The 16,081-nt window shown below is 70.6% G+C and carries 13 protein-coding genes; 8 read left to right on the forward strand and 5 right to left on the reverse strand.

What is annotated here, in order from left to right; translation table 11 throughout:
- Positions 1-4 precede the first annotated feature (4 nt).
- The 4 genes from ABZ406_RS14175 (at position 5) to ABZ406_RS14190 (ending at position 2,800) form a co-directional block, all read left to right on the forward strand.
- Positions 5-250: a hypothetical protein gene (locus ABZ406_RS14175; protein WP_357760436.1), complete on the forward strand. Its 246-nt coding sequence runs from the start codon at positions 5-7 to the stop codon at positions 248-250.
- Between the two features lie 159 nt (positions 251-409).
- Positions 410-724, forward strand: coding sequence for a Sec-independent protein translocase subunit TatA (tatA, locus tag ABZ406_RS14180; RefSeq protein WP_124855346.1), 315 nt, complete (start codon positions 410-412; stop codon positions 722-724).
- 18 nt (positions 725-742) lie between these two features.
- Entirely contained in the window at positions 743-1,696 is a 954-nt protein-coding gene (gene tatC, locus ABZ406_RS14185) for a twin-arginine translocase subunit TatC (RefSeq protein ID WP_357760440.1), read from the forward strand.
- 162 nt (positions 1,697-1,858) lie between these two features.
- Positions 1,859-2,800, forward strand: coding sequence for a diacylglycerol kinase (locus ABZ406_RS14190; protein WP_357760498.1), 942 nt, complete (start codon positions 1,859-1,861; stop codon positions 2,798-2,800).
- On the opposite strand, the gene ABZ406_RS14195 is transcribed toward ABZ406_RS14190, so the two are convergent.
- Both ABZ406_RS14195 and ABZ406_RS14200 read right to left on the reverse strand, forming a co-directional pair.
- The gene (locus tag ABZ406_RS14195) at positions 2,763-3,680 is read right to left on the reverse strand and encodes an EamA family transporter (RefSeq protein WP_357760443.1); all 918 of its coding nucleotides are present in this window, start codon (positions 3,678-3,680) and stop codon (positions 2,763-2,765) included. The genes ABZ406_RS14190 and ABZ406_RS14195 overlap by 38 nt on opposite strands.
- A gap of 75 nt (positions 3,681-3,755) precedes the next feature.
- Positions 3,756-4,514 (reverse strand): HAD-IA family hydrolase, encoded by a 759-nt coding sequence (locus ABZ406_RS14200; RefSeq protein ID WP_357760445.1) that lies wholly within the window; start codon positions 4,512-4,514, stop codon positions 3,756-3,758.
- A gap of 86 nt (positions 4,515-4,600) precedes the next feature.
- Between ABZ406_RS14200 and ABZ406_RS14205 the strand changes: the two genes are divergently transcribed.
- Both ABZ406_RS14205 and ABZ406_RS14210 read left to right on the forward strand, forming a co-directional pair.
- Complete coding sequence (locus tag ABZ406_RS14205; protein ID WP_357760448.1) at positions 4,601-7,402, forward strand: DEAD/DEAH box helicase; 2,802 nt, start codon at positions 4,601-4,603, stop codon at positions 7,400-7,402.
- Positions 7,403-7,568: 166 nt separating this feature from the next.
- Entirely contained in the window at positions 7,569-8,453 is an 885-nt protein-coding gene (locus ABZ406_RS14210) for an MHYT domain-containing protein (protein WP_357760450.1), read from the forward strand.
- 45 nt (positions 8,454-8,498) lie between these two features.
- Here ABZ406_RS14210 and ABZ406_RS14215 read toward each other — a convergent pair whose 3' ends face one another.
- The 3 genes from ABZ406_RS14215 to ABZ406_RS14225 all read right to left on the reverse strand — a co-directional run bounded on the left by ABZ406_RS14215 (position 8,499) and on the right by ABZ406_RS14225 (position 12,945).
- Positions 8,499-9,368 (reverse strand): endonuclease/exonuclease/phosphatase family protein, encoded by an 870-nt coding sequence (locus ABZ406_RS14215; RefSeq protein ID WP_357760452.1) that lies wholly within the window; start codon positions 9,366-9,368, stop codon positions 8,499-8,501.
- Between the two features lie 135 nt (positions 9,369-9,503).
- A complete protein-coding gene (locus ABZ406_RS14220; RefSeq protein WP_357760455.1) occupies positions 9,504-10,448 on the reverse strand; it encodes a superoxide dismutase in 945 nt (314 codons plus the stop codon).
- Positions 10,449-10,608: 160 nt separating this feature from the next.
- Complete coding sequence (locus ABZ406_RS14225; RefSeq protein ID WP_357760458.1) at positions 10,609-12,945, reverse strand: beta-L-arabinofuranosidase domain-containing protein; 2,337 nt, start codon at positions 12,943-12,945, stop codon at positions 10,609-10,611.
- A gap of 587 nt (positions 12,946-13,532) precedes the next feature.
- Between ABZ406_RS14225 and ABZ406_RS14230 the strand changes: the two genes are divergently transcribed.
- On the forward strand, positions 13,533-15,308 hold the full coding sequence (locus tag ABZ406_RS14230; RefSeq protein WP_357760501.1) for a family 43 glycosylhydrolase: 1,776 nt from the start codon (positions 13,533-13,535) through the stop codon (positions 15,306-15,308).
- Positions 15,309-15,646: 338 nt separating this feature from the next.
- A partial coding sequence (locus ABZ406_RS14235) for an endo-1,4-beta-xylanase (RefSeq protein WP_357760461.1) occupies positions 15,647-16,081 on the forward strand: 435 nt, incomplete at its 3' end.

The following is a 16,081-nucleotide window of genomic DNA, read 5'->3' on the forward strand; positions in this document are numbered from 1 at the left end:
CGCCGTGCTGATCTGGATCGTGCTCGCGGTGGTGCTGCTACCCCTCGTGGCGCTCGCGCTCGCCGTGCGCCCGGTGCTGACCCGGCTGCCCCGGCTGCGCCGCGCCGCCGTGGCGTTGCAGCGGCAAGCCGTCGAGGCCGAGGCGTTGCGGGACACCGCCGAGGCGCTGCAACAGCGAGCCGAGGGCGTCCAACGTCAGCTCGACACCACCTCCCGGCGACTCGCGGTGATCAAGGCCAAGCGCGGCTGATCGAGCGCGCGCCCGGCGGTGGTTGACGGATCATCGCGGGTTGGTCAAGACTTCACCCTCCCGGCCAGACCACCACCACCCGGCGGGTGGCGGACAGCCGATCCGCACGTACGATGGGCTGCGTACCACCCCCCGAACACAGAGCGACTGGAGCTTCTCATGGGTGCCCTCAAGCCGTGGCACATCGCAGTTCTCGTGGTTGTGCTGATCCTGCTCTTCGGTGCGAAGCGGCTCCCCGACGCGGCCCGTTCGCTGGGTCGGTCGCTGCGGATCATCAAGGCCGAGACCAAGAGCCTGCAGGACGACGACCGCGACCTCGCCGAGAAGGCCGACGCGCAGGCCGGCTACCAGCCGTTGCCGCCGCACGCCGGGCAGCAGGCGCCGTACGCTGGCCAGCCGCAGCAGGCCCCGTACCAGCAGGCGCCGCCGCAGCAGCCGGTCGTCGACCCGGTGCACCGCGTCCGCGACAACTGACCGAAGGGCACCACTCCCGTGGCCTTCGCACTGCGCAAACGCGGCCCGAGCACCTTCGAACGGGCCGCCGATGGCTCGATGACGCTCATCGAGCACGTCCGCGAGCTGCGCAACCGTCTCTTCCGTGCGTCGCTGGCGATCATGATCGGGTTCGGCGTCGGCATCTGGCTGGCGACTCCGGTCCGGATCCTGCTGTCGAAGCCGTACTGCGATCTTCCGGCCTCGATGGATCCGATCTCGGGCAAGTGCAAGTTCGTCCAGCTCGGTGTCGCGGACGTCTTCCTGCTCAACCTCAAGATCGGTCTGTGGGTGGGCCTGGTCATCGCGGCCCCCATCTGGCTCTACCAGCTCTGGGCGTTCATCGCGCCGGGTCTGCACCGGAACGAGCGGCGCTACGCGTACATCTTCACGGCGCTGGCCGCGCCGCTGTTCGCGGCCGGCGCCGTACTGGCCTTCTTCGTCACCACCAAGGGCCTCGAGTTCCTGCTGAACGTGTCCGGCGATGACATCGCGACGAATCTGGAAGTCACCAGGTACATCTCGTTCGTCACCAACCTCATCCTGCTGTTCGGGGTGGCGTTCGAGTTTCCGCTGATCGTGCTGATGCTCAACTTCGTCGGTCTGGCCAGCGCGAAACGACTGCTCAGTTGGTGGCGGGTGGCGATCTTCGTGTTCTTCGCGTTCTCCGCCGTGGTCACCCCCACTCCGGACCCGTTCGGAATGACCGCGTTGGCGATCTGCCTGTCCGCGCTCTACTTCGCTGCGGTCGGCGTCGCGTTCATCAACGACCGGCGGCGTGGGCGGGGCAAGGAGGTCTACGCCGGCCTCGACGACGACGAGGTGTCGCCGTTGGAGTTCGACCCGGACCCGGTAGTGGCCGGGCAGCGGGTCGACTCGACAGCGCCGATCGGCGTGCCCGAGCCGGTCGCCCCACCGGCGCCGATCGAACGCCGCTACGACGACATGACCTGACGGCCGCGCGCCGCCCGGTCCACCGACGCCGTCCCCGTACTCCGGGGGCGGCGTCGTCGCGTCACCTCGCGCCGGCCGCGGCACTGACGGTGACGACGCCTGCCCCTGGTGAACAGCGGGTGTCCGAGCGGTACGGTGCTGCCCGTGACCGCAGACGATCACCTGCCCGGCCCGGTCGCCGGTGGACCGGTCGACAGTGTTCCGCTCGCCGGTGGCCCGGTGGCGGTCCTGACGAACCCGACCGCCGGCCGGGGCCGCTACAGCGCCCTGCTGCCCCGGTTGTTGGACGGGCTGACCGCCACGGGTCGACCGATCCGGTTGCTGTCGGCGTCGAGCCCGGACGAGGCGGAGGCGGCGTGCCGACGAGCGGTGGCGGACGGGGTCGGCGCGTTGGTAGCGATCGGTGGGGACGGCACAGTGCACCGGGCGTTGCAGGCGGTCGCCGGAACGGAGGTGCCGTTCGGCCCGATCCCGGCCGGCACCGGCAACGACTTCGCCCTGGACACCGGCTTCCCGGCCGACCCCCTCGCGGCGGCGGCGGTGATCGCCGAGGCGGTGCGCGACGGCAGCAGCCGACCTGTCGACCTGGCCAGGATGATCGGAGTCGACGGTGTCGAGCGCTGGTTCGGGGCGGTCCTCGCGGCCGGGTTCGACGCGATAGTCAACGAGCGGGCCAACCGGATGCGCTGGCCGCGCGGCCCGCGCCGGTACGACCTGGCGATCCTGGTGGAGCTGGCCCGGCTGCGCCCCCGCCGCTACACGGTGCGCCTCGACGGGGTGTCGCACGACCTGGACGCGGTGCTCGTGGCGGTGGGCAACTGCCCCACGTACGGAGGCGGGATGCGGATCTGCCCGGACGCGGACCCGACCGACGGCCTGCTCGACGTGGTGGTGGCGGGTCGGGTCGACCGGCGGACCCTGGTCCGGGTGAAGCCGCGCATCTACCAGGGCACCCACGTCAGTCACCCGCTGGTGCGCAGCTTCCGGGCCCGCACAGTGGAGTTGGCCGCCGAGGGCATCACCTCGTACGCCGACGGGGAACGCTCCCTGGAGCTGCCGGTGACGATCAGCGCGGTTCCGGGAGCCCTGCGGCTGCTGCGTTGACCCGTACCGCGCCGATGCTCGCCGCGATGACCAGCCCGATGGCGGCGCACTCCAGCACTGTCAGCGCCTGCCGCAGCACCAGCCAGCCGGCGAGCGTGGCGATGGCCGGGCCGAGGCTCATCAGCACCGCGAAGGTGGCGGTGGGCATCCGCCGTAGCGCCAACAGTTCCAGGGTGTAGGGCAGGCCGGAGGCGAGCACCGCGAGGGCGGCGCCGAGCGCCAGCACCTGCGGTTCGAGCAGCACCGCACCGCCGTCGACGATACCCAGCGGCAGGGTGACCAGGGCGGCGACGGTCAGCGCCAGGGCCAGCCCGTCGGCGCCGGGAAAGCGGCTGCCGACGCGGGCGCTCAGCACGATGTACGCGGCCCACATGGCTCCCGCGCCGAACGCGAACGCCACCCCGGCCGGGTTGAGCCGGTCGAAGCCGCCCTGCCCGAGCAGCGCCACCCCGGCCAGCGCGAGTCCCGCCCATCCCCAGCTCGCCAGTCGTCGGGCGGAGTACACCGACAGCGCGAGCGGGCCGAGCACCTCGAGCGTCACCGTCGGGCCGAGCGGGATGCGTTCGATGGCCTGGTAGAACAGCGAGTTCATGCCGGCCAGCGCCAGCCCGAACGCGCCGGCCGCGAGCCAGGCCGACCGGTCGTGCCCGCGCAGTCGGGGTCGGCACACGACGAGCAGCAGCACCGCCGAGATGGTCAGCCGCAGGGTCACCGCCCCGGCCACCCCGGTACGCGGGAAGAGCAACGCGGCCATCGCGGAGCCGAACTGCACCGACAGGGCCCCGCCGAGCACCATCCCCACGGCGACGACGCCACCGCGCCGGGCCGGCGGTGTGTCAGCTGGCGACGGGGTGGGCAGCAGGATCTCGGTCACGGGCACGACGGTAGGGGGTCAGCTCCGGCTACCGTCCGGCGGTGTCCACCGGCGTGACCTGTCCGGGAGGGCCGGCGTGGGTCAGGTCGGCAGGGCGAGGTCGAGCACCGCGCCCAGCCCGTTCTCCCGGCCCGGCTCGGCTGCCGGTAGCACCAGCACCGGGCAACCGGCGGCCACCGCGCCGGCGTCCGCCGGAGTGTCACCGACCATCAGGGTCTGCTCCGGGTCGACGCCGAGCATCCCGCAGGCACGCCAGAAGATCGCCGGGTCGGGTTTGCAGCGCCCGACCTCGTACGACAGCACGAACGCGCCGACCAGGTCGGTGAGCCCCCAGGTGTCGAAGTGTGGACGCAGGTCGAAGCCGATGTTGCTGACCACCGCCACCGGCACCCCGGCGTCGCGCAGCGCGGTCAGGGTGGGGGCGGTGTCGGTGTACGGCAGCCAGCCCTCGGCGGTCAGCAGCCGCTCGTAGAGCGCGTCGGCGAAGCCGTCGATGCCGGCGTCGACGGTCTCGGCCAGCCCGGTGTACGCGCCCCGGTGGGCGTGTTGGTAGAGATCCCGGTCGGCCCACAGTTCGGCGAGACGGGGTGGGACCCGCGCCGGAAGTGGCCCGCCGGCGCGGCCGGCGGTCAGCAGGCGGTCGGCGAGCGAGGTGGCGCGGACCCGGTCCAGTGTGACGCCGCACGCCGCCGCGGCCTCCAGCACCCACCGCCGGGGCTCCTCCACCTGGGCCAGGGTGCCGTGAAAGTCGAAGAGCACCGCCTTGACAGGGCGTCGGGACGCCCGGTGGGCGGTGGTGCCCGGCGGACTGGTCTGGGGCGGTTCGGCATGGTCCGGCACGCCGTGCACCCTACCGACCGCCTCCGACGGCACCTCCGGACGGCCTTGTGAGGTGACGTGGTGCGGTACGCACTAATCTTGGTGCCATGTCGAGTCCCGCCGAGCGGTACGCAGCGGCGCGCCGCAAGGCCGCACAAGCCGCACAGTTTCCGGCGCTGGACGAGTTCGCCCTCGATTTGGGGTTCGACCTCGACGACTTCCAGCGGGAGGCGTGTCAGTCGCTGGAGCGGGGCAGTGGTGTGCTGGTCTGCGCTCCCACCGGCGCGGGTAAGACGGTGGTCGGCGAGTTCGCTGTGCATCTGGCGTTGCGCGGGCGGCCCGACGACCCGCCTCCCGCCGAGGACGCGGTGACCCCGACGGCCCGGCGCAAGTGCTTCTACACCACACCGATCAAGGCGTTGTCCAACCAGAAGTACCACGACCTGGTCGCCCGGTACGGCGCTGAGCAGGTCGGTCTGCTGACCGGTGACAACGCGATCAACGGCGACGCGCCGGTGGTGGTGATGACCACCGAGGTGCTGCGCAACATGCTCTACGCAGGCTCCAGCACGCTGCAGGGCCTCGCGTACGTGGTGATGGACGAGGTGCACTACCTGGCCGACCGGTTCCGCGGTGGGGTGTGGGAAGAGGTGATCATTCACCTGCCCGCCTCGGTCACCCTGATCTCGTTGTCGGCGACCGTCTCCAACGCCGAGGAGTTCGCCGACTGGCTGGTCACCGTGCGCGGCGAGACCGCCGTGGTGGTCAGCGAGCACCGGCCGGTGCCGTTGTGGCAGCACATGCTCGTCGGCAAGCGGATGTTCGACCTGTTCCACGACGCCGACGCCGCCCGTAAGCACGACGTGCACCCGGAGTTGCTGCGCTACACCCGCGACCAGACCCGGCGGCTGGAGTTGGGCGAGGGGCGCGGCGCGGGGCCCGGTGCCGGGCGGCGTGGCCCGCGCTGGCGTGGCCCGATGCGCCCGGACATCGTCGACCGGCTGGACCGGGAGGGCCTGCTGCCGGCGATCCTGTTCATCTTCAGCCGGGCCGGGTGCGCCGCCGCCGTGCAGCAGTGTCTGGCCGCCGGGCTGCGGCTCACCTCGGCGGAGGAGCGCGCCGAGATCCGCCGGGTCGTCGAGTCCCGGGTCACCGCCATTCCCGGCGAGGACCTGTCGGTGCTGGGCTACTGGGAGTGGCTGGACGGCCTGGAACGCGGTCTGGCCGCGCACCACGCCGGCATGCTGCCGGTGTTCAAGGAGATCGTCGAGGAGTTGTTCGTCCGTGGCCTGGTCAAGGCGGTCTTCGCCACCGAGACCCTGGCGTTGGGCATCAACATGCCGGCGCGCTGCGTGGTGCTGGAACGGTTGGTCAAGTACAACGGCGAGGCGCACGTCGACCTGACCCCGGGGGAGTACACGCAGCTCACCGGGCGCGCCGGCCGCCGTGGCATCGACGTGGAGGGGCACGCCGTGGTGGTGTGGTCCCCGGAGACGGACCCACGGCACGTGGCGGGGCTCGCGTCCACCCGCACCTACCCGCTGCGCTCCAGCTTCCGACCGTCGTACAACATGGCGGTGAACCTGGTCGGCACTGTCGGCGCGGAGCCGGCCCGGGCGCTGCTGGAGTCCTCGTTCGCCCAGTTCCAGGCGGACCGGTCGGTGGTCGGCCTGGCCCGGCAGGTGCAGCGCAACACCGAGACCATCGAGGCGTACGGCGCCGAGGCCGCCTGCCACCACGGCGACTTCGACGAGTACTTCGCGCTGCGGGTGGCCATCGCCGACCGGGAGAAGGCGATCGCCCGGCAGGGGCAGACCCAGCGCAAGGCCGCCGCGGTGGCCTCGCTGGAGCGGCTGCGCGTCGGCGACGTGATCCGGGTGCCGTCGGGCCGGCGCGCCGGGTTGGCCGTGGTGCTGGACCCGGCGACCGGCGGGTTCGGTGAGCCCCGGCCGCTGGTGCTCACCCAGGACCGGTGGGCGGGGCGGGTCAGCCCCGGCGACTTCACCACCCCGGCCGAGGTGCTGGCCCGGATCCGGGTGCCCAAGCACTTCAACCACCGGTCCCCGGGTGCCCGGCGGGATCTGGCCGCCGAGGTCAGCGGCACCGGCCTGGACCGTCACGGTGGCCGGCGCGGGGGCCGCTCCCGTCAGGTGACCGGCGAGGACCACCGGATCACCCAGTTGCGCACCGAGCTGCGCAATCACCCCTGCCACGCCTGCCCCGAGCGGGAGGAGCACGCCCGCTGGGCGGAGCGGCGTCGCCGGCTGGAGCGCGACACCGAGGAGCTGCGCGAGCGCGTCAGTGGTCGTACGGGGTCCCTCGCTCGGACGTTCGACCGGATCGTGGCGTTGCTGACCGAGCGTGGTTACCTCGCCGTTGACGGCGCGGTCACCGACGCCGGTCGGATGCTGGGCCGGATCTGGACCGAGGCGGACCTGCTGGTCGCCGAGTGCCTGCGCCGGGGCGTGTGGGACGGGCTGTCGCCGGCCGAGTTGGCCGCCGCGGTGTCCGTCGTGGTGTTCGAGGCGCGTCGTGATGTCGACGAGCGGGCGTCGTTGCCGCGCGGGCCGGTGGCCGACGCGGTGGACGAGACGCTGAAGCTGTGGGGGGAGATCGAGGCCGACGAGGCGGCGCGGGGGCTGACCGCGACCCGGGAGCCGGATCTCGGTTTCGCCTGGCCCGTCTACCGGTGGGCGCGGGGCGAGGCGTTGGCCAAGGTGCTCGGCAGCGGGCACGAGATCGATGGTGAGATGCCCGCCGGGGACTTCGTCCGGTGGGCCCGACAGGTGGTCGACCTGCTCGGTCAGATTGCCGACTCCGGTGGCGCCACAACGGAGCTGCGTTCCACCGCGCGACAAGCTATAGCGGCAGTCAATCGAGGGGTTCTCGCGTACCACACGTCAGCCTGAGTATTACGCTCAGTCATTATTCTCTGCCGAATCGACGCAGCGGACGGTTACCGCAGCGGCACCCCGCGAATAGCCCGGGGGGCACTGTTGCGCCTGATCACGGCACCCCTGATCATTGCCCAGGCGTCTTGTTGACGCGCTGGTAACGAATGGGGAGAGAGCCGCCGTGGCGGAGATCAATCACTTTGAGTACGGGTGGATCACACCCGCGCTGAGCTACGCGCTGTCCGTGCTCGGCTCGATCCTCGGCCTCGTGTGCGCCGGCCGCATCCGCACGGCTCAGACGAACGGTCAGCGGGCGTGGTGGGGTCTGCTGTCGGCGTGGGCGCTGGGCGGCACCGCCATCTGGGCGATGCACTTCATGGCCATGCTCGGCTTCGCCGTGGAGAACACTCGCATCCGCTACGACGTGCCGCTGACCGCGGCCAGCACTGTCATCGCCGTGGTGGCGGTCGGCATCGGCCTGGCCATCGTCGGTACCGGGCGGCTGAATCCGGCACGACTGATCGCTGGTGGCGTCTTCACCGGCGCCGGGGTGGCCTCCATGCACTACACCGGCATGGCCGCCATGCGTCTCAACGGCGACCTCGGCTACGACACTCTCCGGGTCGTGCTCTCGGTGGTCATCGCCGTGGTGGCGTCCACCGTCGCGTTGTGGCTCGCGATGACGGTCCGGCGGGGAGTGGCGATCTTCGCCTCCGCGCTGGTGATGGGGATCGCCGTCAACGGTATGCACTTCACCGGCATGAGTGCCCTGTCGGTGCACCGCCACGAGCGGGCGGGTGAGGTGACCGGAGCCGGGGTGAGCACCCTGCTGGTGCCGATCGTGCTGGCGGTGATCTTCGGGGTGGTCGGTCTGCTCTACGCGCTGCTCGCCGCCCCTACCGACGACGACCGGGCTGCCGCCGCGTACCTGGATGGGCGGCGGCTGTCGGAGCCGGCGCCGGCGGCGCCCGTCGTTGCTCCCGACCCGGTCGGGTTGCGCGCCCGTTCCACCCTCGGCCAGCCGGGAACCCCGTTCCCGTCCCGTCGGGACACGCCTCCGCGCTGACGAGGTGCGGCCGGCCCCCGCCCACCGCGCCCGGCGCGGAGCGGCTCAGGCCGGCCGGCGGCCGGGGCGGCTCTGGTCGACGGTGAGGGTGGCCAGCAGCCCGGGGTGGTCGGTCGCGCCGTGCATGGGCACCACTGAGCGGCAGCAGAGCGTGATGTCGGCGGTCGCCGTGATGTGTTGCAGCCGCCCGTCGTCGATTCGCTGATGACCGGGCGGGATGCAGGACCGCACGTCGGGGTCGTGTCCGGCGCGCAGGTTGAGGTCGCCGCCCAACACCGTGGGCTCGTACCCGGCGTCGCGGCCGATCGTCGGCAGGATGGTGTCGAGCAGGTGGTCGCACTGGGTGAGGGCGACGCGGTAGCCGGTGGCCGACAGGTGCGTGGTGCAGGCGAGCAGGGCGCCGTCGACGTCGACGCAGAGCCAGGCGCGTTCCTCCGGGTCCGCGAGGTCCTGCGTGGGGTGGGTTCCGGCGTACACGGTGTGCGGGGTGGTCGACGTCCGCACGTGGGTCAGCAGCCCGATGCCGAACCGTTGGCCGTTGCGGCAGCGGGTGTCGTCGCCGCTCGGGCGGTCGCCGGCGGCCTGGAACGCGGCCACGACCGTCCGACCGGCGTGGACGGCTTGGAACACGTCGTGCAGGGCGGACAGGTCGCCGGCGCAGATCTCGTTGAGGGTGACCACGTCGGGTGCCTCGGTGGTGATGACCTCGGCGGCCCGGGCCATCGCCCGACCGGTGTAGCAGCCGGCGCGACCGCTGTTGCAGAGGTTGAGCTGGAGCATCCGCAGGACCACTGGCTGCGGGGCGTCCGCGGTGTCGACGATGCCGGTCGGCCGGGTGGCCGGCACCGTGGCAGCGGCGAGGAGGCAGCCCACCGCGAGGGTGCGGCGCAGGAACCGGTATGAACGGGCGGCCACACGGACTCCGGGGTGCGCGAGGCGACAGTCGTCGCCGAGGTGTCAGTGATCCTACTGGCGGCCGGTGGGCGATCGGGATCCAGAGCGGCGGGCCGGAGGGGGCACCCCGCTCGGCGGGGCACCCCCTCGGGTCGCTCAGTGGGCGCGGACCGCGACGGCGGCGTACGGAGTGCTCGGGGTCGGGGTCGTGGTGAACCGGGCGTTGGGCAGGTAGAGCCGGCCCAGTGCCGCGGCGACAGTGGTGGGCACGTCGAAGTTCGGGTCGGTGATGGTGCCGGTGAGCGTGCCGGCGGTGCCGGCCTTGTTCAACCGGACCACAGCGACCTGGTTGAGGCGGTTCTGCACGACGTAGAGGGTGCGGCCGAGCAGGAGCAGCCCGTCGCCGTTGGTGAAGGTGTGGCCCGGCACGTCCACGACGGTGCTCACGCCGGTCGCCGGGTCGACCCGGAACAGCGTCCCGGTGGTGGACTGGACGACGATCAGCGCCCGGCCGTCGGGTGTGGTGGCGACACCGTTGAGGTTCACGCCGGTGCCGACCTGTGCGTACGCGCCGGTCAGGGTGATCGTGGTGAAGGCGTCGGTGGGCGGCAGCGCCCCACCACGGCCGAGCGGCAGCCGGTAGAGCACCGGCCGGTTCGAGTCGGTGAAGTACGCGGCGTCGCGGGTCAGCACGACGTCGTTGACGAACGTCGGGGCGGTGGCGAACTGGTAGTGGGCCAGGACGTCGCCGGTGCGGGTGTCGAGCACGCGCGCGTCGCCGGCCGTGCCGCCGGAGACGAAGAGCCGGCCGCGCGGGTCGACCTTGAGGCCGAGCGACGGCGTGCCGGTTGCCGCGCCGATCGTCGAGCCGCGGCCGGTGACCAGGTCGACGCGCTGGATGGCACCTGTCGCCCGGGAGCCGAAGTAGGCGTACCTTCCGGCCGTGGCGATGCCCTCGGGCTGGAAGCCGTCGGGAAGGGCGAGGACTGTCGGCGGCCGGCCGGCGGGGTGCGCCTGGGCCGGCGACGGCGCGACGACGACTGTGGCCAGCAGGGCGGCGGTCAACGCGCTGCCGAGCGTGGTGCGGAGGGGGCGGTTCACTGTGCTCCTTCCGGGCGGAAGCGGCACGAGCCGACACGTCCGCCACGATCACTGGGGCCAGGACCCTCCCCACTGTACGACCGCTGCCGGCTGCCCGCCCGGCGTCACCGGCGCGGCCTTCGGGTGACCGCGCCGGTGAGCCCGTCGAGCGGGTCGGCGCTCAGGCGTTGCGGACCAGCCTCCACCTGTTGTCCGCGCTGCCGTTGTCCGAGTCCTGCACGGCCTGCGCACCCATGGCCGTCGACCCGTTCAGGATCCCGAGCAGCTTGTTGCTGTTGACGTTGCGGATCTTGTAGGTCCCGTCGCCGTTGTCCACGAGGATCCACCTGTGGTCGGCGGTGCCGTTGTCGGCCCACTGCAGGACGCGGGCGTTGTCGGCGGTGGACATGTTCTCCACACCGAGCACCTTTCCGCTGTTGACGTTGCGGAACCGGACCGCGTTGCCGTCGGTCACGACCACCCAGTTGTGGTCGGCGGTGCCGCTGTCGCTCCACTGCACGGCCAGACCACCGTCGGCGGTGGACATGTTCTGGACGCCCAGAACCAGCCCGGTGCCGACGTTCACCAGGCGGTGGCTGCCGCCGCCGCCGCTGCTGCCGCTGGTGTTCCAGTAGACCGCGTAGTTGAAGCCGTGGGCGTCGTAAAAGGGGCCGAGGTTCACTGTGGACCCGTTGGCGCTGGCGGTGAACGCGAGCGAGCTGGTGCTGGTCCGGGTGATCGACGCGACGGTGAGGGTCGGCGCGGCGCTCAGCGCCGTGTTGCCGTAGTTGCCGGCCAGCACCGAGGGGCCGTACGTGATCGCGCCGATGGTGGAGTTGTCGTTGGCGGCCCGGACGGCGACCTGCATGGGCAGCCGTACGGTGATGGTGTCGCCGGCGGCCCAGGTGCGCGTGACAGTGGCGTAGCTGCCCGGTGTGGTGGCGACGTTCTCCACTGTGCCGTTGACGGCGATCGTCGCACCGCTGGTCCAGGACGGGATGCGTACCCGGATGCTCCACGAGCCGCTCATCGAGCCGCTCAGGGTCAGGGTGCTCGTGTCACTGACCGGGAAGCTGGTGGTCTGGGTGACGGTGATGCCGCGTTGTGTCCAGTTCAGCACCGACGGCGCGAACAGGTTCACGCTCAGCGTGGTGCCGTTGTAGAAGTAGATGGAGTCCATCAACCTGGTGTTGATTTCCAGGCCGGTGCCCTGGCAGCACCAGAACGAGTTGTAGTCGGTGCTCCAGGTGCCGCCACCCCACGCCGGGCCCACACCACGACGTCCACCCGGTCGCAGTGGGGTGAAGTAGGTGATGTGGCCGTGGCTGTCGGCCGGGTTCTGTCCGCCGATCAGGTGGTTGATCAGCGCGCGCTCGTAGAAGTCGAAGTAGTCGGCCCGGTTCGGGTCGAGCAGCCACAACTCCCGGGTCAGCTTGAGCATGTTGAACGTGTTGCACTGCTCGCAGGTGTCGTTGCTGAGGTAGCCGGCGATCGCGTTGGGCGCCCGGAAGTGCTCCGCCTGGCTGTTGCCGCCGATGGCGTACGTGTGCGCGCCGACGGTGATCCGCCACGCGTTGCTGGCGATGTCCCGGTAACGGGTCGTCCCGGTGGCCTTGTACTCACGGGCGGCGCCGATCCACTTGGGCACCTGCGTGTTGGCGTGCAGTCCGTTGAGCTGGTCCTGGTTGGCGGCCAGGGGGTTGAACACGGAGTTGTGGTCGAACCGCTGGGCGGTGGTGAGCCATCGGCTGTCGCCGGTCTGCTGGTAGATGTCGGCGAGCACGTCGTTCATGCCCCCGAACTCGGTGCCGAGCATCGACTGCATCTGGCTGGAGCTCAGTCGGCTGGTCCGGGTGTCGACCCAGCCGGCGAGGGACAGCAGCACCGTGCGGGCCTGGGTGTTGCCGATGTAGCGCCAGACGTCGAGCAGACCGGCGAGGGTCTTGTGGATGCAGTAGTAGGGCACGTTGCCGTTGGACAGCGTTCGTGCCTCGAGCGCGGTGAAGTCGGACTCCGGGAAGCCGGACAGGTATCCCGCGCCGAAGCCGGCGGCACCGTTGTTCGCCTGGCACTTGGCCAGCTCGGCGACCATGTAGTTGGCCTTGTCCCGGCAGGTGGTGTCGCCGAGCACCGCGTACGCGTACGCCCACGCGCTCAGGAAGTGGCCCTGCATGTGGGTCCGGAACGGGAAGTTCGGCGCGTCCCAACCCCCGTTCGTGGCGGCACCGTTCGTGGACAGCCGGTGGTTGGCGCGGAAGTTGTAGAGCATCCGGTCCACGTCGACGAACCGCAGGTAGTTGAGCGTCCGGTTCTGGTTGTCCATCCACCTGCCGGAGGTGAGTCGTACCTGACCGGGGTCGAATCCGTACGCCGAGACGCCGATGTCGGACCGGACCGGGGGCACGACGTCGGCGGACGCGCTCGCGGGGGAGACGACGGCGCCGGTCGCGGAGACGAGCACTGTGGCTCCGGCGGCCTGGAGCAGGTGGCGGCGGCTGAGGGGCGGGGGTGGTGGCATGGGGAACCTCCTGGTGGCCGGGTACGCGGCCGCCATCGTCGGCGGTGGGTCGTCGGCGGCAGAGGCCGACGCCGGGTGCGTGTGGGTGTGGCGGGGACACGGTCGCCGTGTGCGCCGGGTGCCCACCCCTGCGCTTATCGCGGCACATCGATGTGATCGCTAACATAGTTCGTCGTTAACATGCCCGCAACCCTCGGGACGCCTCGTCGACCCACTCCGGTGGTGACCCGAGCCGGATGGGCCAGGTCTGGCGGCAGTGGTGGTCCGAAACGGACCTCGCTCGTGCTCGCGATCAGCTCGATGTGACCGTCTGTGACGGAGGCCGCCGGAGCTGCCTCCGTTGACGCCCGCCCGCTCGCTCATTTACCGTGCATCGTAAACCTTCGATGTCAGCGTTGATACATCGATGCTGCGATGTGGTTACGACGGTGATCCCGCACCTCACAAAAAGCCAGGTCAGATGAGGGAGGGGGCACTCCACCACAGTCTGTTAGCGCTAACACAGCCGTCGCATCCTGGGAGTAATCGTGAAGGTGAAAGACCGAACCACCACCAGGGCCAGGCGCGCCATCGCCTGGCTGACCACCATGGCCTGCGTCCTCGCCCTGACTCCCGGTGCCGCCAGGGCGGACAATCCCATCGTCCAGACCATCTACACCGCCGACCCCGCGCCGCTCGTGCACAACGGCAGGGTGTACCTCTACACCGGGCACGACGAGGACGGGTCCACCTATTTCACCATGCGTGAGTGGCGGGTGTACTCGTCAGCGGACATGGTGAACTGGACCGATCACGGCTCGCCGATGAATCTGGCCACCTTCGCCTGGGCGGACGCCAACGCGTGGGCCGGGCAGGTCATCGCCCGTAACGGAAAGTTCTACTGGTACGTGCCGGTGCGCCAGCGCTCCAACGGCCAGATGGTCATCGGCGTCGGGGTGGCGGACAGCCCGACCGGGCCGTTCCGCGACGCGCTCGGCCGACCGCTCGTCGGCAACAACGAGATCGATCCGACAGTTTTCGTCGACGACGACGGGCAGGCGTATCTGTACTGGGGTAACCCGGGCCTTTGGTACGTGAAATTGAATTCGGACATGATTTCGTTCTCCGGCAGCGCGACGCGAATCTCCCTCACGACGGCGGGGTTCGGCACCCGTAACGGCAATGCGAGTCGGCCGACCCTGTACGAGGAGGGGCCGTGGGTGTTCAAGCGCAACGGGTTGTACTACAACGTCTTCGCGGCGGAGTGCTGCTCGGAGTTCATCGCGTACTCCACGGCGACGGGACCGACCGGGCCGTGGACGTACCGGGGAACGATCATGCCGCGACAGGGTGCGAGTTTCACCAATCACGCGGGTGTGATCGATTTCCAGGGCGGCTCGTACTTCTTCTACCACAACGGGGCACTGCCCGGTGGCAGTGGTTACACCCGTTCGGTAGCGGTGGAGAAGTTCAGTTACACGAGCAACAACCTGATCCCGACGATCACGATGACGAGTACGGGTGCCCCGCAGGTGGGCACGCTGAACCCGTACGTGCGGCAGGAGGCCGAGACGATCGCCTGGGGCTCGGGGATCGAGACCGAGGTGTCCAGCGAGGGCGGCATGAACGTCGGTTGGATCGAGAACGGCGACTACATCAAGGTCAAGGGCGTCGCCTTCGGCGCGGGTGCGACATCGTTCAACGCCCGGGTCGCCTCGGCCACCAGCGGCGGCCGCATCGAGGTACGCCTCGACAGCGCCAGCGGTCCGACAGTGGGCACCTGCACGGTGGGTGGCACCGGCGGCTGGCAGACCTGGACCACGAGCACGTGCGCGGTCAGCGGAGCGACCGGCACCCATGATCTCTACCTGCGCTTCGCCGGTGGCACCGGCAACCTGTTCAACATCAACTGGTGGCAGTTCAGCGGCACCGGCGGCGGCAGCGCCAAACTGATCACCAACGGCGACGTGGAGAACGGCACGACCGGCTGGGGTGTGCGCGGCAGTGGCACGCTCGCCCGGAACACCACAGTCGCGCACGGCGGCAGCGGGTCGCTGTCGATCACCGGCCGGACCGGCGCGTGGAACGGCCCCAGCCAGGACGTGACGAGCAAGCTCACCAGTGGCAAGAGCTACACCACGAGCGTCTGGGTACGCGCACAGAGCGGCACCCCGTCGGCGAAGGCGACGCTGTCGCTCACCGCGAACGGCACGACGAGCTACCTCCAGTTGACCCCGGCGGTGGGGGTGAGCGTGAACGGTTGGACCCAGCTCACCGGCACCACGACCGTGTCGTGGAGCGGCACCCTGAGCAGCGCCGCCTTCTACGTCGAAACGGCCGAGGGCACCGACGGTCTCCTCGTCGACGACGCCTCGTTCCAGTGACGGGCGCTGCCGGAGCCGTTCTCGGCGCGGCTCCGGCAGCACGCCGACGGACCCCACCACCGCGACGGAGCGACCGGCGCTCGGTGCTGTTGGTTACGACTTGACGAACGGCATGTTATCGCTCACAGTCGATGGTTGAGGGCGGCCGCACCTGTGGTTCACCGGGCGAACCTGCTGTGGCACCTCGACCTGCGACGTCCGCCCAGGGCATGCCGGACGTCGGGTCAGGACTCCCCGCACCGCTGCCGCGACGGCGACCGTTGCTGACGTCTCCCTGTCGCAGAAGCAGATTCGGGCGTGCGTCTCCATCGCTGCACCACCACAGAGAAGGAATCCGCATGAATCACAGAAGAGCCCTGCGAGCGGCGGTGACCATCGCAGTCACCGGCGCTCTCGCCGCCGCTATGACGGTGACGCTGACCTCCACGGCCAGCGCCGGCACGACCCTGCGGGCCTCGGCGGCCGAGAAGGGCCGCTACTTCGGCGCCGCCGTCGCGACGGGCAAGCTGTCCACGAGTACCTACACGACGATCCTGAACCGTGAGTTCAACAGTGTGGTGCCCGAGAACGAGATGAAGTGGGACGCCACCGAGCCGCAGCAGGGTCGGTTCAGCTACACCGGTGGTGATCGTCTGGTCAGTCACGCGCAGGCCAACGGCATGAGCGTGCGCGGTCACGCGCTGTTGTGGCACGCGCAGCAGCCGGGCTGGGCGCAGGGCATGTCCGGCAGCGCGTTGCGCAACGCCGCGATCAACCACGTCACCCAGGTCGCG

Source organism: Micromonospora sp. NPDC005710 (assembly GCF_040630995.1).
Taxonomy (GTDB): Bacteria; Actinomycetota; Actinomycetes; order Mycobacteriales; family Micromonosporaceae; genus Micromonospora.

Bases quoted from the DNA above. Each gene is read 5' to 3' on its own strand.
- ABZ406_RS14225 (WP_357760458.1), bottom strand. From the start codon at position 12,945: ATGCCACCACCCCCGCCCCTCAGCCGCCGCCACCTGCTCCAGGCCGCC.
- tatA (WP_124855346.1), top strand. From the start codon at position 410: ATGGGTGCCCTCAAGCCGTGGCACATCGCAGTTCTCGTGGTTGTGCTG.
- ABZ406_RS14205 (WP_357760448.1), top strand. From the start codon at position 4,601: ATGTCGAGTCCCGCCGAGCGGTACGCAGCGGCGCGCCGCAAGGCCGCA.
- ABZ406_RS14230 (WP_357760501.1), top strand. From the start codon at position 13,533: ATGGCCTGCGTCCTCGCCCTGACTCCCGGTGCCGCCAGGGCGGACAAT.